Annotated in this window: 32 protein-coding genes and 1 pseudogene; 1 reads left to right on the top strand and 32 read right to left on the bottom strand. The window is 40.5% G+C overall.

Annotated elements, in window-relative coordinates:
* Positions 1-42: 42 nt before the first annotated feature.
* The 13 genes from TZ96_RS08265 to TZ96_RS08205 all read right to left on the bottom strand — a co-directional run bounded on the left by TZ96_RS08265 (position 43) and on the right by TZ96_RS08205 (position 9,844).
* Positions 43-897, bottom strand: a complete 855-nt coding sequence (locus tag TZ96_RS08265; protein ID WP_045763711.1) for a PTS system mannose/fructose/sorbose family transporter subunit IID — start codon at positions 895-897, stop codon at positions 43-45.
* Entirely contained in the window at positions 881-1,723 is an 843-nt protein-coding gene (locus TZ96_RS08260) for a PTS mannose/fructose/sorbose/N-acetylgalactosamine transporter subunit IIC (protein ID WP_006151610.1), read from the bottom strand. The genes TZ96_RS08265 and TZ96_RS08260 overlap by 17 nt, the downstream gene beginning before the upstream one ends.
* 56 nt (positions 1,724-1,779) lie before the next feature.
* Positions 1,780-2,274, bottom strand: a complete 495-nt coding sequence (locus TZ96_RS08255; RefSeq protein WP_000261775.1) for a PTS system mannose/fructose/N-acetylgalactosamine-transporter subunit IIB — start codon at positions 2,272-2,274, stop codon at positions 1,780-1,782.
* Positions 2,275-2,288: 14 nt separating this feature from the next.
* Positions 2,289-2,726 carry a PTS sugar transporter subunit IIA gene (locus TZ96_RS08250; protein ID WP_045763670.1) on the bottom strand — a complete coding sequence of 146 codons (438 nt, stop codon included), beginning with the start codon at positions 2,724-2,726 and terminating at the stop codon, positions 2,289-2,291.
* Between the two features lie 140 nt (positions 2,727-2,866).
* Positions 2,867-4,165 (bottom strand): ABC transporter substrate-binding protein, encoded by a 1,299-nt coding sequence (locus TZ96_RS08245; RefSeq protein WP_045763669.1) that lies wholly within the window; start codon positions 4,163-4,165, stop codon positions 2,867-2,869.
* Positions 4,162-4,845 carry a response regulator transcription factor gene (locus TZ96_RS08240; protein WP_045763710.1) on the bottom strand — a complete coding sequence of 228 codons (684 nt, stop codon included), beginning with the start codon at positions 4,843-4,845 and terminating at the stop codon, positions 4,162-4,164. The genes TZ96_RS08245 and TZ96_RS08240 overlap by 4 nt, the downstream gene beginning before the upstream one ends.
* 6 nt (positions 4,846-4,851) lie before the next feature.
* Positions 4,852-6,168, bottom strand: coding sequence for a sensor histidine kinase (locus tag TZ96_RS08235; RefSeq protein ID WP_045763668.1), 1,317 nt, complete (start codon positions 6,166-6,168; stop codon positions 4,852-4,854).
* On the bottom strand, positions 6,168-7,151 hold the full coding sequence (locus TZ96_RS08230; RefSeq protein ID WP_000164670.1) for a substrate-binding domain-containing protein: 984 nt from the start codon (positions 7,149-7,151) through the stop codon (positions 6,168-6,170). The genes TZ96_RS08235 and TZ96_RS08230 overlap by 1 nt, the downstream gene beginning before the upstream one ends.
* A 188-nt stretch (positions 7,152-7,339) precedes the next feature.
* Positions 7,340-7,735: a single-stranded DNA-binding protein gene (locus TZ96_RS08225; RefSeq protein ID WP_000282453.1), complete on the bottom strand. Its 396-nt coding sequence runs from the start codon at positions 7,733-7,735 to the stop codon at positions 7,340-7,342.
* Positions 7,736-7,808: 73 nt separating this feature from the next.
* Positions 7,809-8,570 carry an SDR family NAD(P)-dependent oxidoreductase gene (locus tag TZ96_RS08220; RefSeq protein ID WP_045763667.1) on the bottom strand — a complete coding sequence of 254 codons (762 nt, stop codon included), beginning with the start codon at positions 8,568-8,570 and terminating at the stop codon, positions 7,809-7,811.
* A gap of 29 nt (positions 8,571-8,599) precedes the next feature.
* Positions 8,600-9,226: a YtpR family tRNA-binding protein gene (ytpR, locus tag TZ96_RS08215; protein ID WP_045763666.1), complete on the bottom strand. Its 627-nt coding sequence runs from the start codon at positions 9,224-9,226 to the stop codon at positions 8,600-8,602.
* Positions 9,227-9,239: 13 nt separating this feature from the next.
* Positions 9,240-9,557 (bottom strand): thioredoxin family protein, encoded by a 318-nt coding sequence (locus TZ96_RS08210; protein ID WP_000586527.1) that lies wholly within the window; start codon positions 9,555-9,557, stop codon positions 9,240-9,242.
* Complete coding sequence (locus tag TZ96_RS08205) at positions 9,554-9,844, bottom strand: DUF4651 domain-containing protein (protein ID WP_045763665.1); 291 nt, start codon at positions 9,842-9,844, stop codon at positions 9,554-9,556. Before TZ96_RS08205 ends, TZ96_RS08210 begins: the two co-directional genes overlap by 4 nt.
* Positions 9,845-10,049: 205 nt before the next feature.
* Here TZ96_RS08205 and TZ96_RS08200 point away from each other — a divergent pair, with 205 nt between their 5' ends.
* A complete protein-coding gene (locus TZ96_RS08200; protein WP_241768504.1) occupies positions 10,050-10,313 on the top strand; it encodes a DUF898 domain-containing protein in 264 nt (87 codons plus the stop codon).
* 37 nt (positions 10,314-10,350) lie between these two features.
* Here TZ96_RS08200 and TZ96_RS08195 read toward each other — a convergent pair whose 3' ends face one another.
* The 19 genes and pseudogenes from TZ96_RS08195 to TZ96_RS08090 all read right to left on the bottom strand — a co-directional run bounded on the left by TZ96_RS08195 (position 10,351) and on the right by TZ96_RS08090 (position 25,402).
* Positions 10,351-10,605, bottom strand: a complete 255-nt coding sequence (locus tag TZ96_RS08195) for a DUF1912 family protein (protein ID WP_045763664.1) — start codon at positions 10,603-10,605, stop codon at positions 10,351-10,353.
* A gap of 9 nt (positions 10,606-10,614) precedes the next feature.
* Positions 10,615-11,949 (bottom strand): DUF438 domain-containing protein, encoded by a 1,335-nt coding sequence (locus TZ96_RS08190; RefSeq protein WP_045763663.1) that lies wholly within the window; start codon positions 11,947-11,949, stop codon positions 10,615-10,617.
* Entirely contained in the window at positions 11,949-12,182 is a 234-nt protein-coding gene (locus tag TZ96_RS08185) for a DUF1858 domain-containing protein (RefSeq protein WP_000368732.1), read from the bottom strand. Before TZ96_RS08185 ends, TZ96_RS08190 begins: the two co-directional genes overlap by 1 nt.
* 321 nt (positions 12,183-12,503) lie before the next feature.
* Positions 12,504-12,686, bottom strand: a complete 183-nt coding sequence (locus tag TZ96_RS08175; RefSeq protein ID WP_045763661.1) for a hypothetical protein — start codon at positions 12,684-12,686, stop codon at positions 12,504-12,506.
* 1 nt (position 12,687) lies between these two features.
* Positions 12,688-13,467: pseudogene (locus TZ96_RS08165) on the bottom strand (hypothetical protein).
* 158 nt (positions 13,468-13,625) lie between these two features.
* Complete coding sequence (gene rbfA / locus TZ96_RS08160; RefSeq protein ID WP_001273602.1) at positions 13,626-13,976, bottom strand: 30S ribosome-binding factor RbfA; 351 nt, start codon at positions 13,974-13,976, stop codon at positions 13,626-13,628.
* Between the two features lie 167 nt (positions 13,977-14,143).
* Positions 14,144-16,897: a translation initiation factor IF-2 gene (gene infB, locus TZ96_RS08155; RefSeq protein WP_045763658.1), complete on the bottom strand. Its 2,754-nt coding sequence runs from the start codon at positions 16,895-16,897 to the stop codon at positions 14,144-14,146.
* A 16-nt stretch (positions 16,898-16,913) separates the two neighbouring features.
* The gene (locus TZ96_RS08150) at positions 16,914-17,213 is read right to left on the bottom strand and encodes a YlxQ-related RNA-binding protein (RefSeq protein ID WP_001041383.1); all 300 of its coding nucleotides are present in this window, start codon (positions 17,211-17,213) and stop codon (positions 16,914-16,916) included.
* Entirely contained in the window at positions 17,206-17,499 is a 294-nt protein-coding gene (gene rnpM / locus TZ96_RS08145; RefSeq protein WP_045763657.1) for an RNase P modulator RnpM, read from the bottom strand. The genes TZ96_RS08150 and rnpM overlap by 8 nt, the downstream gene beginning before the upstream one ends.
* Positions 17,500-17,521: 22 nt before the next feature.
* The gene (nusA, locus tag TZ96_RS08140; RefSeq protein ID WP_000032287.1) at positions 17,522-18,658 is read right to left on the bottom strand and encodes a transcription termination factor NusA; all 1,137 of its coding nucleotides are present in this window, start codon (positions 18,656-18,658) and stop codon (positions 17,522-17,524) included.
* A 42-nt stretch (positions 18,659-18,700) separates the two neighbouring features.
* Positions 18,701-19,180 (bottom strand): ribosome maturation factor RimP, encoded by a 480-nt coding sequence (gene rimP, locus TZ96_RS08135; protein WP_045763656.1) that lies wholly within the window; start codon positions 19,178-19,180, stop codon positions 18,701-18,703.
* Between the two features lie 126 nt (positions 19,181-19,306).
* Entirely contained in the window at positions 19,307-19,942 is a 636-nt protein-coding gene (gene trmB, locus TZ96_RS08130) for a tRNA (guanosine(46)-N7)-methyltransferase TrmB (protein WP_045763655.1), read from the bottom strand.
* On the bottom strand, positions 19,939-20,733 hold the full coding sequence (gene ccrZ / locus TZ96_RS08125) for a cell cycle regulator CcrZ (RefSeq protein WP_045763654.1): 795 nt from the start codon (positions 20,731-20,733) through the stop codon (positions 19,939-19,941). Before ccrZ ends, trmB begins: the two co-directional genes overlap by 4 nt.
* Positions 20,734-20,958: 225 nt before the next feature.
* Positions 20,959-21,648, bottom strand: coding sequence for a CPBP family intramembrane glutamic endopeptidase (locus TZ96_RS08120; RefSeq protein ID WP_045763653.1), 690 nt, complete (start codon positions 21,646-21,648; stop codon positions 20,959-20,961).
* A gap of 214 nt (positions 21,649-21,862) precedes the next feature.
* Positions 21,863-22,174 (bottom strand): hypothetical protein, encoded by a 312-nt coding sequence (locus TZ96_RS08115; RefSeq protein ID WP_045763652.1) that lies wholly within the window; start codon positions 22,172-22,174, stop codon positions 21,863-21,865.
* Between the two features lie 670 nt (positions 22,175-22,844).
* Complete coding sequence (locus tag TZ96_RS08105; RefSeq protein ID WP_045763650.1) at positions 22,845-23,249, bottom strand: hypothetical protein; 405 nt, start codon at positions 23,247-23,249, stop codon at positions 22,845-22,847.
* Positions 23,246-23,398, bottom strand: a complete 153-nt coding sequence (locus TZ96_RS10710; protein ID WP_045763649.1) for a hypothetical protein — start codon at positions 23,396-23,398, stop codon at positions 23,246-23,248. The genes TZ96_RS08105 and TZ96_RS10710 overlap by 4 nt, the downstream gene beginning before the upstream one ends.
* A 196-nt stretch (positions 23,399-23,594) precedes the next feature.
* Positions 23,595-23,951 carry a hypothetical protein gene (locus TZ96_RS08095; protein WP_045763648.1) on the bottom strand — a complete coding sequence of 119 codons (357 nt, stop codon included), beginning with the start codon at positions 23,949-23,951 and terminating at the stop codon, positions 23,595-23,597.
* A gap of 101 nt (positions 23,952-24,052) precedes the next feature.
* On the bottom strand, positions 24,053-25,402 hold the full coding sequence (locus TZ96_RS08090) for a sensor histidine kinase (protein WP_045763647.1): 1,350 nt from the start codon (positions 25,400-25,402) through the stop codon (positions 24,053-24,055).
* Positions 25,403-25,406: the final 4 nt, after the last annotated feature.

Raw genomic sequence — 25,406 nt, 5'->3', positions numbered from 1 at the left:
TTCTCAAAATTTTCTACTAGTAAGTATGTGCTTTTCTTGAGCTTAGTAATTAAGATGTGGGTCAAAGATACCTAGAGCAACACCGACCAAAGCGACAACAACTAGAAGCAACATAACTTTGTTTGGTGAAACTTTTTTCTTAGACATTAACCACCAGCAAATAGTGATGAAAGTTGCTGTCAAGAGACCTGGATAAACACCATCAATCTTTTCTTGGATATTTAAGAAGACTTTTCCTTCAGAATTCTCGAATTGAAGAGCTGTTGTAACAGATACCCAAGTTGCTGCTACCGCACCGATAACCATACCGCCGACAACGCTGATTGCTTTACGAAGGGCTTGTCCTTTTGGTCCTACTAGGAATTCAACGGCTTTATCCCCTAATTGATACCCTTTAAAGAAGGCAAAGCGCATACCAAAGTATACTAAGAGGTTCCATACGATGATGTAGAAGATAGCACCAGCGATGTTACCACCTTTAGAGAGACCCAGGGCGATCCCCAAAAGAACTGGAATCAAGGTCCCAACGACCAAAGAGTCACCGATACCAGCGATTGGCCCCATCAAACCGGCACGCATACCATTGATGGTTTCACCATCCACTGCATCTCCGTTTGCACGCGCTTCTTCCAAACCAGCCGTAATCCCTACAACGAGAGAGCCAAGTTGTGGTTCAGTATTGAAGAAGGCAGTATAGGTTTGCATAGCATCTTTTTGTTCTTCTTTTGTATCATACATTTCTTCTACGATTGGAAGCATAGAAGTCAAGTACCCAAAGGTTTGCATGTGTTCTTGAGAGAAACAAGTCAAATGACCATAATACCAATGATGAAATGCTTTTGCTAATGTTTTCTTTGAAATTTTCTTTCTATCAGCCATTTTAAATATCCTCCTCATCATCGTCTACGTAAACAACCCCAGCCGGAGCAGCTTTCATAGATTTAATCACTTCAAGTTCATAGTAGATTACTGCAAAGATCAATGAAACAACCGCACTAGCTACCAAGTTCAAGCCGAGAGATTTAGCCAAGGTAAATCCAACAAAGAATGGAATGAAGTCAGTTGCTTTTGTAACAATTTGTTTCAACAAGATAGCAATACCGACACATGGGAGAAGAGCTCCGACTGTAAAGAGGGCTTTCATCCAGAAACCATCCATAGGCAGGTAAAGTTTCATCAAATCAACCATGTTTTCACCATATTTAGTGATAATCATAGTTGGAAGGAAAGAGAAGAGGAAGTGAGAAATCCAAGGATAAACCCAGTCAACTGCGTAAAGTTTTTTGAAGTTTCCTTCTTCAACGGCTTTCCAACCAATGTGTTGCCAAAGCAAGTTCATTGTAGCTGTACCGTAGAAAAGAACAGTACCGATTGTCCCAACGGCTGCACCGATTGGGGCTGCAGCTGCGGCAATTCCAGCTTCGTCTGTGATGTGATTTGCATGCACAAACAAGATAGCAAGAGGAACACCGATATAAGAGATGGCACGAACATCGGCAGATACGGTTCCACCAGGTGTTACCAAGGCGATATAAACAACTTGAAGGGCAACCCCGACCATAATACCGGTTGTCACATCTCCAAGAATTAAACCTGAAATCAACCCACCGATCAAGGGACGACCGAGTGTATAGTTCCCGATACTGGAACCTCCCATACCAGGCATTGAAGACAAGCTGGCGAAAACAGCAAGCAAGATTGCTTGAATCCATGAAATTGTCATAACAAACGCTCCTTATGTTTGTATATTTATTTACCTAACTAATAAAACTGTTAGGTTTAAAAACCAAATTTAGATTTGAAATCATCCCAGTAACCAATTGAAACATCCGGCAACAATTGGAATTTAACCTTGTAACCTGCTGCCTGAATTGCCTGAAAGGCTTCTGCTTCTTCCTGGGTGATGGATTGGTTATTGCCCAATTTCACTGCACCAGGACGATCATTTGCAGGGCCAACGATGATTTCTTTAACATCTCCTGGGACAAAACCTTGATCCACCAAAATTTCCTTCATATCGATTGGGTTTTTGGTAATCAAGAAGTACCGACTGTCAGATTCCGTTACTTTTGCTGACTTTTCTTTAAAGGCTTCTTTTGTCCATACAAAGGTTTTCTTGTCTGATGCGCCTTTGTAAGCTTGGATCAAAACCTTGTTTGATGCTGCTGCATCGTTTACGGCAATCAAACCATCACATGGTTTTTCTTTTGCCCAGCGTGTGACTGTTTGACCGTGAATCATGCGGTCATCAATCCGTACAAATGTTACTACCATAAGGTACCTCCCTATTAAATATCGTCATCATCTTCTTCAGCACTAGTGGCTGAAACTTCAAAAGGTTGTAGTGCAGATTGTGCTTCTGATAAGATAGTTGCTGACAAATCGTCTCCATCCAACACATCCTTCATCACAACTGCTGTCAGGGCCATGGTCAGGTTCATCCCACCAAGGATCAAAGCTCCATCTAGCTTTCCAGCTTCTTCTAGGACAGTAGCTACCGTGGTTAATGGACTACCACCTACAATGTCTGCCAAGACCAGCACAGAATCATCTGCTGTCAATTCTGAAATGCTCTCTCTAAAATCAACTGCAAATTCATCGACTGATTTTCCTTCTTTGAGTCCAACTGCGATGACCTGATTTATCTTGTCACCAGCAAACATAGCTAGCGATGTTTTTAGTCCTTCTGCCAATCCACCATGACTGACTAAAATGAGATATTTCATTTTGCTACACCTCCTTTATTTGACTCTATTGTAGAATATTTGGAAGCGCTTTTACATTGTCAAATGTCACATGATAAACATGACATTTAGCAACAAAAAAATGACATCTGTCACTTGACACAATGTCATCTTATTTTTCTTTAATCTCCTACCTGAAGACTACTTTCAATTTCCCTCTGAATTTGAGGCAAGCGGTTCTCGACATCTTGATCGCGCAAAGCATTGCCAATCAAGTAATCCAGCTTTTCCAACATTTCTTTAGAGACATTCTTGGGACTACTTTCAACAGCTTGTTCCATGATACGATTCAAGGTCTGATTGGTCAAGGAATCCGTGCCAAAATCATCTACCTGTAGAAGATCTTTACTAGATTGACTTTGGACCACCTGTGGCATAACGGAAATCCCTTGAGATTGAGCAAAGAGGAGTTGTTGAATTTCTGGATCTTCTGTCAACAATTGCATCAATTCCCAAGCTAACTTGGAATGAGGAGTCCGAGCAGACATGGCAAAAGAAGTCGTCGTAACCAAAGTCGCCTTGGTAGTTTTTGACTTAGCAGGCATAGGGATACAGGTCCAGGTAAAGTTTGAATATTTAGAAACGTGGTAAGGATAAGGTTTATAGGTTCTATATTGAGCCAAAGTCATGGGATAAAAAGCGACTTTCCCCTGGTCAAAATCTTTGGAACTCACCTTATAGTTCTTATTCAACTCTTCCAATTTTTGTAAAAAAGTCAAAGACTCTTTGACTTCTGGAGCCGTAAGTTTGAGCATCCCTCCTTGAAAAAGACTACCCCCATTTGCTGCCAAAGCTTCTTTCCAGGTATATTCTGTACTCCCAAACTGATCCAATTGACCATCTCCATTGGTATCTTTGGTTAGTTTTTTACAAATTGTATAGAACTCTTCCAAGCTCCAACCTTCCTTGGGAACCTCAATGCCTTCTTTGTCCAGCAAATCTTTATTGACACACATCAAAATAGGATTACTTTCATAAGGTAAGGCATAGGATTGCCCCTGATAGACACCTGATTCAAATGCAACAGGATAAAATGCAGCTTGGTCTTCTTGATTCATATAGCCATTTAACTTTTCTAGAACGCCACGTGCCGCCAATAAGGACAGATCTTGCTCAGAAACCATAAACACATCCGGCGTCTTTCCTGAAACAATCTTTTCTGAGAGCCAGTCTGAATAATCCGACTGTGGAATCCCATTTTCATATTCCACACGGACATTAGGATGGGACTTTTCAAATTTTTGAATCGCAAGATCCAAAGCATGGGAGCGTTGACTGGTCGGTACATCCCAACTAGATCCTGCATAAACGCCTATATGGAGCACGATCGGTTGTTGTTTCCACCAATAAAAACCAGTACTCAAAGAGAGCACAAAAAGGAGAACGATTCCCCAACAAAGATGCTTTCGGTTTAATTTCATTCCGTATTTCCTTTTGAAAAATCGCGTCTAGTCACTCCTGTTTGAACTGACCAAATTGCTAATTGCGTTCGATCTCTTAGGTTTAATTTCGCCAAAATCGTTGATAAGTAATTGCGCACAGTTCCTTCTGACAAGAAAAGTTTGGCAGCAATTTCTTTGTTTGACTCGCCATAGCCGACTTCTTGAATAATTCGCCATTCTGTCATGCTCAAATCCTTGACGTTGTCCTCATCCACAGCAATAGAGAAATTCGATTTGGCCATTTGAGAGAAGATCTGAAAGACCTTGCTTGCGATATTGGGATTGATCATAGCTCCACCCTGATGCACCACCTTAATAGCCTCATAGAGCTCTTCTGTAGAGGCTCCCTTTAAGAGATATCCTGAAGCACCATACTTGAGTGCACTATAGATAAATTCATCATCGTCAAAAGTTGTTAAAATAATAATTTTGATATCCGGATAGTGTTCTTTTACTTCTTTTGTAGCCAAAACCCCATCCATGCCTGGCATCCGAATATCCATCAGGATCAGATCCGGATGCGTCTGTGGAATACTGGACAAGACATGATTCCCATCTTCCACTGTAGCTACAACTTCGATGTCGGAGTGAGCCGACAAAATAATTTTCAAAGATTCTCGAATCAAGGCTTGGTCATCTGCCACCATTACTTTTATCACCATATCTTATCTCCCCTCTTTATATTTTGGTAAACTGACACGTGTGAAAAATCCATCGCGACTTTCAAATTGAAGCTGGCCTCCTAGAATTGAAATACGCTCCATCATCTGTTTGAGTCCATAACCATATGTTAAGGTTTCAAACCCAACTCCATTATCTTGCAAAGCGATCAAATAATTCTCTTTATCCTCAAAAAAATGGAGTTTTAGTTGGCTGGCGTGACCGTGGCGAACCGCATTGGTCATAGACTCTTGAATCACACGAAAGATCGTATCTTCAATCATGACATCCATATCGACATCTATCCATTCATAGTTTAGATCAACTTGTAGGTTGGAAAGAATTTGATACTCGCGGATGGTCTTTTCTAAAGCATCTTTGAGAGTTCGTCCCTCAAGGGCTCCCGGACGAAGACGATTAAGAGAACCTCTCACATCTTGGATTCCTTCACGGACCACTTCTGATACGTTTTTCACCTGCTCTTTTGCTCGATTTGGATCGATATCGATCAAGACCCCAACAGCATCTAAACCTGCTGAGATGCCTGTTAGTGCGTGCCCCAAAGTATCATGAATCTCACGAGCAATCCGCTTACGCTCCCGATCCTCTGCAATCTTCTCAGACAAGGCCATATAATTGTTCAACTCCGTATTAACCTTGGACACCATAGCCAATTCTTCCTCTACTTCGTGGTTTTCCGCAAGGACGTTCATAATATAAAACAAAAGTGAAATAATGAAGAGTACCATATTCGAGGCATAAAGGGAATTCTTTAAGAAAAAGGCCAGAATGCGGATAGATTCAGGATAAAAATGAATATAGACATCTAAGGACGGAATCGGGAAGAAAAGCGAAAAGACATCTGAATTTGTCACAAGGAGCATCAAGAAGCTCACTAGGATAAAGGCAAACCAATACTTCCGATCTCTCTTGGTATTCAACTCTTTGGAACCATAGAAGATATCCGCAAAAACCAAGAGAATGAGCCCGTTATAAGCTACATTTTGAACCCACATCAGAAGCAGCATCAGGAGAATCTCCAGAATATTCCTCTTATCAAAAATAGACCATCGATTCGTTTGAGGCCGATATCGACTCATCGATATCAAAGCAATCCCAGCAAACAAAACTGCAGACAACCAAAAAGTCGTAGATGGAGCAAAGGGAATACGCTCTAGGCGCTCTAATAATAGAGAAGCTTGGCGTTGAGCTATGATATAGTTGGTTGCTTGAAGATAGATGATACTGTTTAGCATAACAGCGATAAAATTGACGACCATAAGAATGGCCAAACTGTATCGAACACCTCTAAACTTTCTCATTACTGCCACCCATTCACATCAAACTGATCAATGTTTTCCTTTGTCATCATTTCAACTGGAATGCTCACCTCTTTGGTATAGCTCTTCCCTTCAGCAATATCTTGAATGACCTCCATCACGCGGTCTCCCATCTTCAAAGGAGACTGAGCAACGGTTCCCACAACATCATCCGTCGAGTGCAACAAAGATTTCATATCTGGTGAACCATCGATTCCATAAATCGCAATGGGGTAAGTTATTCCTTGCTCCTTAATTGCAGCCAGAGCTCCTATAGCTGAGCGGTCATTTAAGGCAACCAAGGTATCAATTTCAACCCCTGATTGTAAAAAATTCTGGACAGCCGGCATGGCGATTTCCGTTTGCCCCTTGGTTTCTAGTTCCGATACAATCTGATAAGAACTGTGCCCCTCTATAGTGTCTTTAAACCCCTGAATCCGCGTATCTGCTGAAACAGTCCCCTTATGTTCCAAAAGGAGGACTCGAGCACTAGAAGAACGTTTCATCAACTCTTTAGCAATCAATACTCCCGCTTGGTAGTTATCGGATACAATACTTGCATCTGGCTTAAAATTCTTCAGTTGGGTATCGACCGCAATGATTTTAATTCCTTGTTTTCTAGCTTTTTCAAGAGCAGTTAAAATTGACTGGCTATCCCCCTTGACCGGATTGATCACTATCATATCAACTTTTTGAGCACAAAAATCATCAATCTGTTGGCTCTGTCTTTCTTCATCCAATTCTGGATCTCGGACGTAAACAAGAGCTCCTCTTTCATCGGCAATTCGACTAATTTCCGAATGAATACTTTTATAGAACCCATTGTTCATGGTCATATAGGTGACACCAATTTTAGTCTGATCCTTGATGCCACTTGTTTGACAACGGCCGAAAACCCATAAGAGAACACAGACCACTGGAATCAGCAGTAATAGACGCTTTATCAGCCATTTCAACAATTCTATTTTCTCTTTATTTTTCGTCAAATTTCATTCCTTTTCTGAAAATTTTGAATATATATTACTTTATTCTACTACTTTTTCAAAAAAAGTGCTTGATTTTATTGTACAAGTGCATTTATTTGACCTATTTAAGAATTAATTTCCGAACAATACTACAAAAACAATAGAAAAAGCTGGTCTATAGGCGAACCAGCTCTTCTATTTGATTGATATTAAAATGGAAGTTCCTCTTCTTCCAAGACCAAATCTGCTAAGTCTTGTCCAGCATTATTTTCACGCATAGCACGTTGGGCGCGACTTTCTAAGAGTTGGAAACCTGTACAGAGAACTTCTGTTACATAGTTGGTCTGGCCATTCTTCTCAAACTTACGGGTACGAAGTTCCCCATCCACAGAAATGAGACTGCCTTTGCTACCATAACTCGCCAAGGTTTCAGCAAGCTTGCCCCAGACTACAATATTGATGAAGTCTGCTTCACGTTCCCCGTTTTGGTCTTTGTAACGACGATTTACTGCGATAGTTGCTCGTGCAACGGACTTGTCATTGTTGGTTTTGTGCAATTCTGGTGTAGACGTCAAACGTCCGATCATAATAACTTTATTATACATTTTTCATCCTCCTACTTATCTATTCGAAGGAAATCAAAAAAAGTTACAAAATTTGTAACTTTTTTAAATAATGTTAATCTCTGTGAATCATAAATCCAGTTGCTTGTTGATTGGCCATGATGGTCATATCTGTGATTTGTACACGACGAGGTTGGCTGGTCACATAAACCACAGTATCTGCGATATCTTGCGCCTGTAAGGCTTCGAGCCCCTGATAGACCGTCGCCGCCCGTGCCTCATCTCCATGGAAACGGACCTTAGAAAAGTCAGTCTCTACGATTCCTGGCTGAATGGTTGTCACCTTGATATCCGTTGCGATGGTATCAATCCGTAGTCCATCTGAAAATGTTTTGACTGCAGCCTTGGTTGCTGAATAGACTGCTGCACCAGCGTAAGCGTAAATACCTGCGGTTGAACCCATATTAATGATATGGCCTTGATTTGCAGTCACCATAGAAGGCAAGAGACAACGAGTAACAGCCATCAGGCCCTTGACATTGGTATCCAGCATGGTCAGCATATCCAACTCTTCATAGTCCTGATAGGGTGCTAAACCTAAAGCAAGTCCAGCGTTATTGACCAAGATATCAATCCGTCCTACAGTTTCTAGAATTTCTGAACAAACAGTCTTAACCATTGTCATATCGGTCACATCAAGGGGAAAGGTCCAGACTTTTTGATTTGGAAAGACTTCTGCGAACTCAGTTTTGAGAGCTTCAAGTCTTTCTCTTCGACGTCCTGTGAGAACGATATTCTCACCTTTTTCTAGATAGGCGCGCGCAATTGCTTCACCAATACCTGATGTTGCACCTGTGATCACAACATTTTTTGCCATCTTACTTTCTCCTATCTAACTGAACAAATTTAAGCTATCCAGTGTTTAGACGGATCGAATGGAGTTCCAACAACTTGGTCTTCGGACAATTCAATGACACCACGCTTTTGTGGAGCATTTGGTAAGGCAAGTTCACGAGGACTGCACATCATCCCAAAACTCTTTTCCCCACGAAGTTCCCCTGGGAAAATGAGATTCCCTTTTGGCATCATAGCTCCCGGAAGAGCTACAATGGTTTTCAAACCAAGACGCGCATTTGGAGCACCTGCCACGATTTGCACTGTCTTATCATTTCCAACAGCAACTTGACAGATGTTCAAGTGATCACTATCTGGATGTGCCACCATCTCTACAATTTCACCAACGACAAATTTCGGTTCCTTGTCATTGATAATCTCTTCGGTAAAATCTTGAGCTTGCAATTCTTGGTTCAAACGAGCTACTTGGTCGTCTGTCAAGAATACTTGGCCACGTTCCTCAATTTCGAATAAGCTAGAAACTTCAAAAATATTCCAAGCAACAGTTTCACCTGTTTCCTTTAGGAAAACACGCGCCACATTGCCTTTACGTTCAACATCTAGTTTGGCATCGCCACTGTTTTTCACGATGACCATAAGGACATCACCAACATGTTCTTTGTTATATGTAAAAATCATTCTTTCTTTTCTCCTATTTTAATCCTGCTAAAAAGTCGTTAATTTGTGCCTTGGTTTTACGGTCACGATTGACAAAGCGCCCAATCTCCTTGTCCTTATCTAAGACAACAAGACTTGGAATCCCGTAAACATCCCAAAGTTTGGCTAAGTCCATGTACTCATCACGGTCTACTCGTATAAAGGTAAACTCTGGATTTGATTCTTCAATCTCTGGCAAGGCAGGGTAGATATAACGACAATCGCCACACCAATCCGCAACAAAAAGGAAGACCTTCTTACCATCCTGTTCAACTAGATTAGCTAATTCTTCCAAACTATGAGGAATTATCATAAGACTTCCTCCTCATAGATGAGATCTTCATCTTCATAGACAAAGGTATAGTGACGACCATCTTCAAAAATGACACCACCAACGAGACGCTCTAAGCTACTTTCGTAGACTTGGACATAGAGAGTCGCAATTTCACCCATCTCTGAAAAGGAGTCACGCACAATAGCGGTCAACTCTTCCTGCGTTTTCATGAGTTTGTGATCATCGGCTACTTTCTTAGCTCCAAAAACAAGTGCTCCGAGGCCTACTAATGCCAAACCTGTTTTAATGATATTTTTCGTTTTCATGCTAACATTGTAACACAAAAAGATAAGTAGGACAAATCGTGAATGCTATTTTCGTTTGAACTATAGTGCCTCATTTCAAGAAATATTGATTCCTATCTCCTCCTATGGTACAATACCTCAAAGTAATGATTTACTTATCCATAAAATTCTAAGGAGATTCTATATGAACAAATAAAGTTATTTTGACGGTGGATTACTCAGCTTTATCGGGCACTGGATTGTCGCTTTTTTCATCATCAGCTTAACTCTAGGAATTGCCACACCTTGGGCCGTTTGTTTTATGCAAGGTTGGAAAGTCAGACATACTGTCATCGATGGTCAACGTTTATATTTTGATGGAACTGGCACCCAGTTATTTGGAAATTGGATCAAATGGTTCTTACTGACGATTATCACTTTTGGAATCTATTCATTTTGGTTAAAAATAAAAACAGAACAATGGATTACCAAGCATACCCATCATATGTAAAAAGTGCGGTTTATAGACCACACTTTTTTTATAGTTCTTAATAATGTCTCTGACCAAACAAATCCTCTGGCAAGTCATGGAAACCCTTGCCTGCCTTGAAGTTTTCAAATTTGCCTAGCAAGAACTGGTAGGCATCCAAGCGGCTTTCATAGCGAATCATGGCATCTTTAGCACGCTCATCTTGGTCTTCTTCATAGACCTTTTGGCTTTCCTTGAGCGCCATATCATTGATCATAATCTGGGTATTGACCCAAGCTTCAAATTCTTTCATAAATTCTTGTTCGTAACTCATTTTTTCTCCTTATTCTAATCCACGGAAATAGTCTGTATCAATCTCACGGTAAGGCTGGATATCCTGAACATACTCCAAGACTCCTTGAAATTCTCCATTTTCATCGTGTACTGCAGCATAGGTGATATGGACAAACTTACCTCGTGACTCGGACTTGAACCACATCTCGTACTTGTCCTTGACCCCGTCACGAAGACCTTTCATAATGGTCTTTACCTTATCAAGGTACTTGGGTGGGTGACAAAGCTCAACATTTCGCCCGACTTGAGACGGTGTCCGCTTGAAAATCATCTCATCCGCTGGCGTATTGTCATTGTAATACTGGAAAATATCATCCTTATTAACAAAGGTAATTTCCATTGGCAGATGGTTGAGAATAAGATTAGCCTGCTCGACTGAGAGATAGCCATTACCAAAAGCCTGTTGACTATGGCGATCTACTACCGCTTCCTTTTCCTTAGGTGTGAAGGTGATAGTAAACTGACCTTCTGGCGTGTCGATAACCTTCTGAACTTGGCCTTCTACAGTTTCTGGCTGACTTGGCTCTTCTACACTTTTCTTCTCAACAAAGCTTTTACGTTCAGGAACCCATTTCTCATACGGACGGATAATGGCATAGCCATAAGCATCACTTCCCTCAGCAATCTGAATCCAATCATCCTGGGTAAAGGATTCTAGTAGAATCATGAGGAGGATAGATTCTTCCTTGAAAATCATACTCTCAAATTCAGTCGCAAAAGCCTCAAAATCAGCCTTTACAGTGCTAATGGACACTTCTGGTAGGGACTTGGCTGTCGCCAAGGCTTTCTGAAAAAGTTCCCTGATCTGGTCATCCACTCCCCACATGACTTTTGGTGGCGAATCATGCCCATAACGCTCCATAATAGGAAAGAAGAGCTCTTCCTTGCGCTGGTAATGACGGTCAAATTGACCTACAAGTCCCATCTGCCGAACCAAACCCTTACGCATCTCCGCAAGCATTTCCTCGTCTTCCATAGACTCATATGTATCTAATAATCTACGAACACGAATCAAGGCCGCACGGAGGGCTAGATTTTCATCTTTAAAGACACGCACAGGATGACCAGGATGCTCTGTATCTTCAACTTCGACACCCTTAACAGCATTTTTAAAGAGATTGGCATGGACATCACAGAGCTCCATGACATCTTCAAAGGTCACACCTGAGTCCGAGTTCATCAACTCGTGCTCCATAAGGGAAATCTCGATAGCTGATACACCTGTAAAGGTTGCATCAAAGCGTTCCTGAACGGATTCAGGGGAGGCTCCATTATGCAATTCTAATAAAATATCCCGTAGGACATGAATTCGTTCATCTGTCATTAGTCTAATCCAATCACTTCGTAACCATTCGCTTCAAGTGTGCGTACAATCTTATCCATAGGAGTTCCCTCGAGCTTAGACCCCTGTTTGAGCGATACTTTTCGTCCGACTGTATTTCTCATCAAAGGATTTGCAAGAGGTTTAAAACCAAGTTCTACTAGGATATCTAAAACTTCTGGATGCTTGTCCACCACTTCCGCAACAGGAATAGATACATCAATGATATTGTCCATCATAACCTCCATCATATTCTCTAACAGTTTTTTCTCTTTTATTATACCACAAGGGCAAAGATTAAAAAACTAGCAGTAGAAGACTTGCTAGTTTATTTCGTATAACTTCATTATTTCTAATTATATAGACTCTTCCTAGTAAAACCTCAAAGTCTTATCCTTACCATGATCATCAGAGAAATTTGAAAAACCAGTCTATGATCTTTAAAAGAATCTTATAGAACAGTAATTGGAAGGCGAAAGAGACTAAAAACCAGAGAATTTTTATCAGACCAACAATTGGTGTTATAAAAAGAAGAGTAAAGAACCTCCAAAAAGATTTCATTCTTTATCCTCCGGTTTCATCAACCAAGTAGCTGTATCCATAAGCTTATCTACGAGAACTAATTTCGCCAAACTAACTACTGTGTTTTCATCTTTTTTTATGGTTTCTGCAACTTTTAAAGCTTGCCTTGTAAGAAGATAATTACCGTAGGTTTTGGCCAGTACTGTTATGATCCCCATGTCATTCTCCTTCGATGATTTCAACCTCTTTTTGGATAGTGGCAACATCTCTTTGATATTGTGCTTCATCGTAGTTAATCAATTTGGACAATTCTTTTTGCAATCTTTCTCCCATGGGTTTCATGGTCGCAAAAGTTAAGCCACCTGATAGGACTCCACCTAAGATCGGAATAACTTTTCCCATCCCCTTAGCCAATCCTCACTTGGTCAGATTCACTCCAAAGATTTTCAGAACTTTTTCCAAAATTGGATACCAAAGAGTCTTTGTCAAAGACTTTTTGTTTACAATTTTCATCACTTGCTTAGCAACTGTAACACCACCAGAACGAAGTAGAGCGCCCGCACCATTTACTCCCAACATCACTCCCAGATAGAGCAAGAGGGTATTTTTAGCTTCTTCGCTCAGCTCATTTCGCGAAGCCCAGAGATCATCATAGCCGTAAATATAGCCTAGCTCCTGGGCTAGTTTCAATGAAAATGCGTAAAACTGGGCTACATCTGTCGGAATTGTAACCGCCATGGCAATACCTCCAGGTAAACCTGCTAAAACAGATGTCCCACTTGCCAGTAAAACATTATCTTTAATACAGGCATTGGCCACTCGATCTAAGGTTTCCTGAGGTAATAAAGCTGTCGGCCCTTCTTCCAATAATCTAGGAATATCCTTTGAAGCCACTTCCTTAGAGAATTTATCCATTAAAAATTTTGACCGGTTCACTTTGACGACAGGAAGTTTTACTACCTGTTGCAACACTTGCATCGCCACATCTTCTTTAGCCATCTCTATCTCCGTTTTTCATTCGTATCAAGCTTTATCTTATCATATTTATGGAATAAATGATATTTCCAAGATTTATTTTCTTGATTTCTACTCATCTAATCTGATTAGACAATGACTACTTATAGACACACAAAAAAGAGGGTCTCCCCTCTTTCAGCTTAATTTTTATCCAGATTGCGTAGCATCTCGTCAATCTTGTTTCCATATTCGATGGATTCGTCTTTGACGAAAGTTAAGTCTGGAATTTTGTACAATTTCAAATTGCGACCAAGCTCACGTTTGATGGTGCCAGTTGCTTTTTCAAGCCCGACTTGAGCTTTCTGATTATCTGAGGCAAGATTACTCAAAATAGTGTAGTAGACCTTAGCAACAGACAAGTCACCTAGCATCTGAACATCAGTGATAGTCACACCTTGGACACGCGGATCACGGACTTTCTTTTGCAAAATCTCATTGACTTCGCGCTTGATTTCCATGCCCACACGATCCGTACGGAAATGATTTGCCATGCTTTTTCCTTTCTCTCAATTGAACCAAAAGCTAGGCCAGTAGACCTAGCTTTGTCTAGTAGATAGAGGAACTAGAGCCATTTGAATCTAGGAAACAAGCCATAGATAGAACTAAGGGTTCATCAAGGCGTTGTTGACGACGAGTCAAATCGGCTATCGTTTCTCTATTATCTCTTGATTTCTTCCATGATGTAGGCTTCAATCACATCATCCATCTTGATATCATTGTAGCCGTCAATCATGAGACCACCTTCACGGCCGTTTGTAACTTCTTTAACGTCATCTTTATAGTGTTTCAAGCTAGCTAGGGCACCATCGTAAATAACGACACCATCACGGATGACACGGACTTTAGAGTCGCGAGTAACTTTACCGCTGGTAACCATAAATCCACCGATTGTTCCCACTTTAGATACCTTGAAGGTTTCGCGGATGATCGCTTCACCAATAACTTTTTCTTTAAATTCTGGATCAAGCATCCCTTTCATGGCTTCTTCCATCTCTTCGATAACCTTGTAAATGATGCTGTGGAGACGGATTTCTACATCGTCAGCTTCTGCTTGTTGACGAGCTTGTGGTGTAGGACGCACGTTGAAACCAACGATAAAGGCATTTGAAGCTTCGGCAAGAGTCACGTCAGATTCATTGATAGCACCAACTGCTGAGTGAACGATGGTAACTTTGACACCTTCAACATCAATCTTTTGAAGTGATGCAGAGAGAGCTTCAACAGAACCTTGTACGTCTGCCTTGATGATGACGTTAACAGACTTGAGTTCTCCTGCTTTAAGGGTATCAAAGAGGTTTTCAAGGCTAACACGTTGAGTAGCTTGACGTTGCTTCATAAGAGCACGTTTAGCACGTTCTTCACCAGCTGCACGCGCAGATTTTTCATCTTCGTAAACAGCAAAGTGGTCACCTGCCATTGGCGCTTCATTCAAACCTGTGATCGATACTGGTGTTGATGGGCCTGCAACCTTCACACGACGTCCGAGGTCGTTGGTCATAGCACGGACACGTCCAAAAGTATTTCCGACAACGATTGGATCTTGGACATTCAAAGTACCTTGTTGAACAAGAAGGGTTGCGACCGCACCTTTTCCTTTATCCAAACGAGCTTCGATAACAGTACCGATGGCACGAACTGTTGGATCAGCTTTGAGCTCTTGAATTTCAGCCACAAGTAGAACAGTTTCCAAGAGTTCATCGATATTTTGGTTGAACTTGGCTGAGATTTCTACGAACTCAGAATCTCCACCCCAAGCTGTTGACATAACACCATGTTCAGCCAATTCACCGATCACACGTTCTGGGTTGGCACCTGGTTTATCGATTTTGTTGATAGCTACGATGATTGGAACATTAGCCGCTTTTGAGTGGTTGATGGCTTCGATAGTCTGAGGCATTACCCCGTCATCTGCCGCTACGACCAAGATGGTAATATCGGTAACAGAAGCACCACGCGCACGCATAGAAGTAAAGGCCGCGTGTCCTGGTGTATCAAGGAAGGTAATCTTCTTACCATTTTCTTCGATCTGATAAGCACCGATATGCTGAGTGATACCACCAGCTTCTCCCGTAGCAACACGAGAATTACGAAGGGTATCCAAAAGGGTTGTTTTACCATGGTCAACGTGTCCCATGATCGTTACAACTGGTGGACGCTCTACGAGTTCATCTTCATTGAGATAACCCTCTTCAGCAAAGAAACGTTCGATATCAGCATTGTCCACTTCAACCTTTTGTTTAGCTTCAATACCGTAATCTACCATGAGGAGTTCGATTGTTTCACCGTCCAAGGACTGATTTTGTGTCGCCATCACACCCATCATGAAGAGTTTCTTAACAATCTCAGCTGGTTCGCGTTTGATACGTTTTGCGATTTCCGCAACGGTCATACCATCTGTATATTCAAATTCTGTTGGCAATTCATGGAACTTACGCTCTGTAACAGGTTTTGGTGCCTGATTACGGTTGTTTTGCTTATTGCCTTTTTTATTCTTTTTGTTATTGTTCCAGTTACTATTTCTTTGATTTCTCACTTGATTTTGACTACTTCGATTCTTTTGTTGTTTTCTAGGACCATCTTCTTCGTGATCGTAATCATCACGATCTTTGTCTGGTCGGGCTTGTTTCTTACGACGTGTATCCACTACAGGTTCTTTAGCTGCAGGAGCTACTTCAACTACTGGTTGAACTGGCTGCGCTTGTTCAGCTAACTTAGCAGCTTCTTCAAAGATTTCCTCAGGTTCCTTGCGTTTGTTTGCTTGAGCCAAGGCTTCTTTGGCAGCTTGAGACTGCTTGAAGCGTTCCTCACTTGAACGAGCATATTCTGCATTTTGCTCTGCTTTTAGAGCAGCTGCACGGGCTTTAAAGTCAATGCGTGGTCCAGCCTGATTTGGACGTTTGTCCTCTTGCTGGTGTCGGTCATTCCCACGATTTTGCTGACCTTGTTGTTTTTTACCTTGATCATTGAATCGACGGTTGTCACGATTGCCTTGACCTTGTTTACCACCATTACGGTTATCATTTTTTTGACGATTCCCATTTTGTTGATGGTCACGGTTATTGCCCTTATTTTGCTTGCGTCGTTCAGCCTGCTCTTTTGCACGTGCTTCACGCTCAGCCTTAAAGTTTCGACTCTGCGGTTTTGCTGGTGCCACTTTTTCTTCTTTAGGGGCAACAGTTGCTGCTGGTTTTGTCTCTTCCTTAGTGACAACTGGTTTTGGAGCCACAGGTTTCGATTCTACCTTTGGAGCAGGAGCAGGTTTAAAACTTGCTACGATTTTTGAAGCAGCTGCTTCCTCCACACTTGATGAGTGGCTTTTTACATCCAAGCCCAACTCTTTTGCACGCGCTACAACTTCTTTACTTTCTTTTCCAAGTTCTTTTGCGATTTCGTACAATCTTTTCTTAGACAAATCATGTCCTCCTCTTCTATTCCATAAGAGACCTCATTTTCTTTGTAAATCCAGCATCTGTCACAGCCAAAACTTTTCTTGATTTTCCGACTGCTATGCTTAATTCCAGTGTTGAAAACACGGTAATAACTTCTACTTGATAATAATGACTTTTATCCTGAATCTTCTTGGCCAGGTTGGGACCAGCATCATGGGCAAGAAATACCAGTTTTACTTTCTGGTCTTGGATAGCCTTGACGACCATTTCTTCACCCGAGATGATTTTCCCTGCTCTCTGAGCAAGTCCCAAGAGATTGGCAATTTTTTGTTTATTCAAGTCCTAACTCTCTTCTTTTCACTTTGTGATCGACATAGGCAATCAACTCGTCATAAAAGCTCCCTTCAACTTCCATACTAAAGCTACGGTTAAAGACTTTTTTCTTTTTGGCCTCAAGGGCTTCTGCATTGTCTAGCTTGATATAAGCACCACGACCATTAGCCTTGCCTGTCGGGTCGATAAAGACCTGTCCCTCTTTGTTCTTGACAATACGGAGTAAATCGCGCTTATCAATCACTTCATTGGACACAACAGACTTGCGCAAAGGGATTTTTCTAGTTTTCATCCTTCCCTCCTCTAATCAGCTCTTATTCTTCGACCAATTCGTCTGTTTCTACCTGGTCAGCTTGTTCTGCTGCTTCCATGGCTTCAAACTCACTTGCAGACTTGATATCGATACGGTAGCCTGTCAAATGAGCTGCCAAACGAACGTTTTGTCCACGACGACCGATCGCAAGAGAAAGCTTGTTATCAGGAACAACCACCAAGGCACGTTTGCTGTCGTTTTCATCAAAGATAACTTGGTCAACTTCTGCAGGAGCGATTGCGTTGTAGATAAATTCAGCTGGATCGGCTACCCATTCGATAACGTCGATGTTTTCTTCGATTGGAACCATACGGTCGCTCTTAGCATCGTAGCGAGCTGGGTGGAATTTGCTAGTAATTTTCTTGATGTTAGCACCACCACGTCCAACGATTGTTCCGATCGCATCCACGTTAGGATTGTGACTACGAACAGCAACCTTGGTACGGTCACCTGCTTCACGGGCTACACTCATGATTTCAACAGTTCCGTCATAGACTTCTGGAATTTCTTGTTCCATCAAGCGTTTGATCATTTCTGGATGGCTACGGCTTACAAAGACATTCACACCGCGAGGATTGTCTTCAACCTTGTAGACATAAACTTCGATACGATCGTGAGAAGCAAAGACTTCACCAGGGATTTGGTCTTGTTTTGACAATTGAGCTTCGATGCTGCCAAGGTTGACATAGATAAAGCGATTGTCGAAGCGCTCCACTGTACCTGACATGATTTCTTGTTCATGCTCTTTGTATGTGTTGTAGGTGATAGCACGTGTTTGCTTGCGCATTTTTTCCATGATGGTTTGTTTTGCAGACTGGGCTGCTACACGACCAAACTCACCTGGTGCTTCTTCAAATTTAATCTTGTCCCCAAGCTCGTAAGCTGAGTTAATGGCAAGAGCATCTTTTAAGCTGATTTCCAAACGGCTATCAAATACTTCATCAACAACTTCACGAACAGTATAAACTGTAAAGTCACCTGTCTTTTCGTTGAAATCAATGGCTACACTATCAGACTGCCCATAGCGTCTGCGATAGGCTGAACGAAGTGATTCCACCACTGCATCAATGATGTCTTCTTTTTTGATTCCCTTGTCTTCTTCCAAAATGCGGAAGGCCTCTAGCATTTCTTTACTCATCTTCTATTCACTTTTGAATCTTCAAAAGCTTCCTTTCTTTTACTATAATTTTACTGCTAAACGTGCTTTTGATACCAAACTGTATGGGATTTGGACTGTTTTCTTACGAGCCTTGTCCATATACTCCATAGTCAACTCATCCTCTTCAAAGGCTAGCAAGGTTCCTTCAAAGACCTTTTGCTTATCGATGGCTTGGTAAAGTCCAACATGGATGTATTTCCCAACTGCTCCAGCGACTGCTTCCTTGGTTTTCAAAGGACGCTCCAAGCCTGGACTGGTTATTTCTAGGAAATATTGTTCTGGGAAGGGATCTGGCTTGATAGTATCTAGGACAGGACTGATAATCTCTGTCAAGTCCGCTGTGTCGTTCAAGGTAATTCCCTCTGGTTTATCTACAAAAATACTAAGAATCATGTCACTGCCAATCTTTCCGTACTCGATATCCACGAGTTCAAAGGGAGCTTCAATGACAGGTTCTACGACTTCTCTGACTAATTCTACGATAGTTGCGATTGCGTCCACCTCCTCATAAGCAAGAGGCGAAGATATTTCCCCGCCTCACTTTCTCATATTCTTACTTACAGTATAGCACTTTTGACTACTTATGTAAAGCATAAGCACTCAGAAGGCTTGATTTTAAGCTTGTTCTTAAAATTCTGCCTCAACTCGGTAGATAACTTGACCCTTACTTGAGAATTTTTGTTCATATTCTGTCATGACATTTCCTTCAAAGTCACTGGCATGCAAGTCCAACCAAACACCATTAAGTTTCATGCCATATTGAGAAAAGCTCACTAGGCTATATTCAAACAAGCCACGGTTATCTGTCTTGAAATGAATCTCACCGTGTTCAGGCAAGATACGCTTGAAGGTAGCCAAGAAACTCTTATAAGTTAGACGACGCTTTTCATGACGCTTTTTAGGCCACGGATCTGAAAAGTTTAGGTACAAGCGATCAATCTCACCATCTTCAAAGTAGTCGGTCAAATCAGAACCATCAACCCACAACAACTTAATATTGGGTACAGCGACTTCCAAGACCTTGTCCAAGGCATAACTCAAAACAGACTTTTGAATATCAATCCCGATATAGTTGATATTAGGGTTTTGCTTGGCCATACCTGACACAAAGGCCCCCTTACCACTACCAACCTCAACATGGATAGGATTGTCATTTCCAAAGAGGTCTCGCCATTTTCCTTTGGCTTCTAAAGGATTTAAGACAACATACTGAAGATTAGCCTCTAGTAATTCTGTTGCCCCTTTACGATTTCTAACTCTCATCTCTTCTTTCCATACTTGTCACGGAAGATACGCAAGGCATAAATCTCCCGATTGACATTTTCTAGATCTTCATTTGTATAATATTTGGCAATCTGGCTCAAGAAGGATAACTGAGCATACCAAAATAGTTTGCTGATGACTGTTTGGTTGTATTTGTAACCGTAATAAGTCAACCACTCTTTCCACTGATAGTCTGGAATATAGTGACATAGCATATGCGCCACATCAAACATGCGATCCGTTAAACGAACGGAATCCCAATCCACTAAATAAACAAGACCGCTCTCTGTCTCAATCCAATTACTATGTCGTACATCTCCATGAACGATCGTTGCATAATCTTCCCTAAAGTTTGGCAAACTTCCTCGCAAATCCTCTACTACCATTCTTAGATATTGATTGTTCTTCAAGGATTCTGGAGCATCTTTTAACCAAGCCTGAAGCAAGTCAAAAGGTGTTTCTAAAGAATAGCCCAAACGAGTCAATTGCGTCATCAAAGGACGCGAACGATGCAAGCGGCTCAAAATATTGATAATCTGCTTGCGATTCATATCATAAGGGGTCAAAATTTTACCATTCAACCATTCTTGGGCACACATATCACGCCCATCCGATAAACGGCGAGTCCATAATAATTGAGGAGCGATTTGTTCCTTGGCTAAACCAGGTAGGATTGGAGAGGTGTTCATTTTAATAAAGACGCGCTTCCCATCAGGGTAGCTTCCCATATAAGCTTTTCCGCTTTTCCCAGGTATAGGGGTCAGCGTTAGCTCAATATCACCCAAGTCCATTTCTTTCCTCCGTATAAAGTTTCCTTACTATTCTACTAGTTTTTAGCCTATTCGTCAACCAGTCCAGACCTGATTCTCAAATAAAAGCCCTTTATCCAATCTTGTTAAAAGAAAAAGGCAAGCAGAGAGATCTGCCTAGCCTTGGTCATTCAATTTTTTTAGCAGAAAATTGTAAGGAAAAAATCTGTGCTTAATCTGATAATTCAAGCTTTTAACTGGTTCTCATCATGCAAATACCCTATGTAGAAAAGTGAGTAAAAATGGTAAGTTTGCGATGATATTATTAACAATATGAATCGTGTAAGAAGGATAGATAGTCTTTGTATAGCGTGTCAAACCACCAAATATACATCCAACTGCTGTATAAACCAGAAGGTCTAATAGACTAGGAAAACTTGAAAAATGGGGTAAGGCGAACAAAACTGACGGAAATAGAATATCCAGTCCCCATCTTGAATTCTTAAAGAAGGCATGTTGAAGCAGTCCCCTACATACCAATTCTTCCATCAGAGGTCCTAGTACTATTAAGGTTAGGTAAACACCAAACTCCGCAAAATTTGTCTCACTATAGGCAATAAACAAATTCCAACCTTCGTTTGTCCCCTGAACATGTTTAGCTGTCAGATAGTTAAAGCTTATAAGAACGACAGCTGCTAACATCGTCAGAACAGAATAACTCAACCACTTTTTCCTAGGGATACGAAAGAGATAAGCATGGCCCGACCTAACCAAGAACCACATCATCAAACCGATAAAGAGAAGACTGATGATGTTTCGAATCCAGATAAGATTTCCTACCCAAGACGAGAACTCCCAATAATTTCTCCAAAATTGGGTTGTCCAAGACAATCCGAAAAACAAAAATAAATAAGAAAGGACTGCACTTGTTTTGAAAAGAATAGAATATTTTTTCATAGAAACTCCCTCATAGCTTTGCTATCGTAGCTGTCATCAATTATCATTTAATCCTCCAGCATTCAGTCTCGGTAGCTATCACCATGACTTTGATAAGCCAATACATCTACCCTTGTGTACTTTTGTTGCTGTTAAAAACTTTATATTTTTCATCATCTAGGCAGTCAATTCTTTTCAAAATGATAGACCATCATCTTTTTTCTACCCGATCATTTTATAAAACTTGATAGTCTCGATGAAAAGTTGCGGCAGATACCACTCTATGATTTGTGAGGTCAAGATAATCTCCTGGATAGCCAAGGACATACATACTATAACCAGCAAAACCTCCTCCTGCTGTTCCGACTAGACCAATTTTGAGATTGGTTACAAGAGAAGACTGAAGTCCTGCCATTAAAATTCGGACATGATTGTCTAGCCATACTATGTAATTCTTTTGCAAGGCGTCTTCTACCCAACCTGGTTTAGGAGTATCTTTACCAATTTCCCAAACTTCTACTATTTGATTTTTATATTTTGCTTGCATCTTTTTAATCTTTCTTTTAAGATTCTCACAGGGTTTTTATGTTCTTCTTGCCTGGTCTATGTTTTAGCAGACTATAGATCGTAACAGGGGTACTTACCAGTACAAGAACATGTCTCCAGAGTTCTGTTGAAATCATGAGTACTCTTATACAAAGAACAGGAGATAGCAATATTATTACAACTCGGGCAAATAAATCTAACAATTCGACATACTTTTTCATTTGATTCCTCCATTTAGAATCATCAAAATAAGGATGCAAGAATTTTGCATTTTACAGATGATCCTTAGCAGATATTATTTTAAAATCATCCATCTTATTTTGATGATCTATTCCAGACCTATAAAACTTCTATGTTCAAGATTTAAAGTGACTTTTTCTCCATTTTTTATTGAAGTGAACGAAGATATAAACCGAAGCAAAGTATGCTAGTGCATCCATTACATAATACCACTCATTTCCCCTAAGCGGATAAAGACAAGTTTGCATGATTACATACAAGATGACAATCGTAATTATTTTTTTCGCCATAAGAATCACTCCTTTATTTCAGTTTAGCATTGGTATCCTTGTAACTTTTACACACTCAGTATAGTACTGCTTTTTTAGGTTTTGCATTCAAATCTTGAATTGTCATCGATACATCTTAAATTGCAAAAACTTCATTAGCCTCTACTTTTTATAATACTTCAAGCCCCAAATGAGCAGCAGCATGATGATTAAGCAGAGAACAGAAGCAATATAACCAATCAGTTGTTGATAGGATTCTGCCGCCGTCATACCTCTATACAAACCGATAATAGACATAAAACCTGTCAATCCGATGAACATGAGTTGATTGGTTCTCGGATTGACCAACTCATCATCTTCAAACTTTCTCACTCTCATTTCCCTAGTGAGGTAAACAATCACCAAAATAGAAGCTAAGTTAACAACCACTAAAAGCAATTGAAAAACTAAGGAAAATTGCAAAAACTGACGAGAGAGAAATAAATAAGTAGAGATCAGTACAGGCAACTGACCTAGGAACAATCTCGCAAGGAAGATGTTCCGTTTTTTAGCAAGAATAGTTTTCATTTCTTTGCTCCTTTCTTTTTCATTAAAGAAAAATAGATTATAACTGCAATCAGATAGGCTATGGTATAAAATAAATGATACCAATTACTATCCCCAAGAGGAGACATGATTAGATACAAGATGAAAATGACAAGTATTTTTTTCTTCATAAATTTTCCTCCTAAATGTGTGCTTTATTTTAGTTGAGCTATATCCTTTACACTGCTAGTATAGCACTCCTTTCGGCCTTAATTCCCCAAAATCATGAACGGTCGTCAAAACCTCCTAAATTGTAGAAAAAAAAAAAGCAAGCACGGAAAATATGCTTGCCCTAATAAAACCTAACAAATCAAAATGTACTTAACTTTACTTCCCTTTTTTCTGATACATTCTCATGATAGCTAGGACGAGAAAGGCTAGCCAGCTTGCTAAAACTAGAAGAGTGAGGCCTGTATGTAAGATTTCAGGTGTCCTCTCTATTCGGTTGATGAGACGGACTAAGGAAACCACTGCCATCTGAATGAGGAGCAAGGATTCTGCCCTAACCAATGATGTCTGCTGATTTTCAACTGCATGTAAAAAGGCTGGCAGCAAGACACAGGTTGAAACAATTATTATCAGATTAGTTCCTGTACCTTCTCCTTCGTTGACTAGAGAAAATATGAGAAGATTTGATAGGATGATCAGTACAGAACAAGCTATAAAATAAGATTTCTGGTTCATTTATTTTTCCTCGAATATTATAAAAAGTCAGGCTGGATAAGGACAAATCGTAGCAGTGTTTTTCAACCTAAAATGCCTAGGTCCTCTTGTTCACACATTCTCTAATCAGAAGTTGACAGCAAATGAACCGCCAAAACCTGACGAAAGACTTGATCTTGACAGGTGGTATTGAGACTGGCATTGAGATAACTTTCCACAATCTTCATGACAGTATAAAGACCAACACCTCGGTCCTCCCCTTTAGAACTAACTCCAAAAGAGAAGATTTCAGAAACATCTATACCCTCTTCTTTGATGGAGTTTTCAATGATAAAGGTTTCCTGTGCTCCATTTTTTATAAAGGCGATTGAGACACGAGGTTGACTGGCCTCTGCACTAGCTTCAATGGCATTGTCACATAGGATAGACACAATAGTCAGAAAATCAAGCAGACTCATACTCTCGACTTGAATCTCCTCAGGAACTTCGACGTTAAAGACAATATTCTTTTCTCTGGCTTTTAGAAATTTTCCTGCTAGTAGACTTTTAAGGGCACGGTCCCGAATATTCACCAATCTGCCCAGGTCATATTTATTGTCCTGCAATTTTTGGCTAGAATCCTTTAAGACCGAGTCGTAGACCTCTTTTATCTGCTCCATATCCTCCTCTTCAATTCCTAGTCGTAAGCTGGTCAAGAGGTTGGTATAATCATGGCGAAAACTCCGCACTTCCTTATAAAGCTCCTCTATATGCCGACTATAGCGTTCCATATCTCTGTAGCGCAAGTCCTGCTCTTGGTTCAGTTTTTCCTGAAGTTTTTCCTTCAAATAGGTATCCAGCTTCTTGATAATCCCCATAAAAAATAGCAGGTAAAACACTAGGATCAGATGGCGAACAGTCTTTGATTGGATCCCCTGTTCATATTCAAAAAAAGTCAGACTTTCCATGACTAGATAGTAGGCTCCCATTATCCAGTTAATCTTAGTCAAGGACTTTTGAAAACTTTTATCGAGAATATCTTTTTTCAAGCTAGTAAAATCATAGTTCAACCATTTCAAAAAAGCTAAAACTATGAAGCAAACGAATATCATAATCAATAAAAAGACAGGATTGCCATCTCCATCTACAATCCCTTGCCCCAAAAATGGAAGCACAAAATAAGAAACACTTCTGTAAAAGATATCCATCAATACAATTGGAAAGAGACCATAAAAGAAGAGTAGTTTTTTAGGAAGCCCTCTTAACAATAAGAAAGATAAGCCTATGCCGTACAAAGGTTCCATAAAATATGATAAGTATTCACTCACAGCTAAAAATTGAAAAGTCGCAAAAATAGCCCCTAGGAGAAATTTCAGAAGAAAGGACTTAAAAACCCTCTCGAAAGTGATACCAATTCCATCTACCTTAAAGAATATGACAATTTCTAGTCCATTAATAACAAGCGTATACAACAATATCCAAGCAATATTCATAAAC

Origin of the sequence: Streptococcus infantis (assembly GCF_000963255.1) — a bacterium.
Classification (GTDB): Bacteria; Bacillota; Bacilli; order Lactobacillales; family Streptococcaceae; genus Streptococcus; species Streptococcus nidrosiense.
Note: the sequence above shows the minus strand (reverse complement) of the source record. Positions and strands in the feature narration are given on the sequence as shown.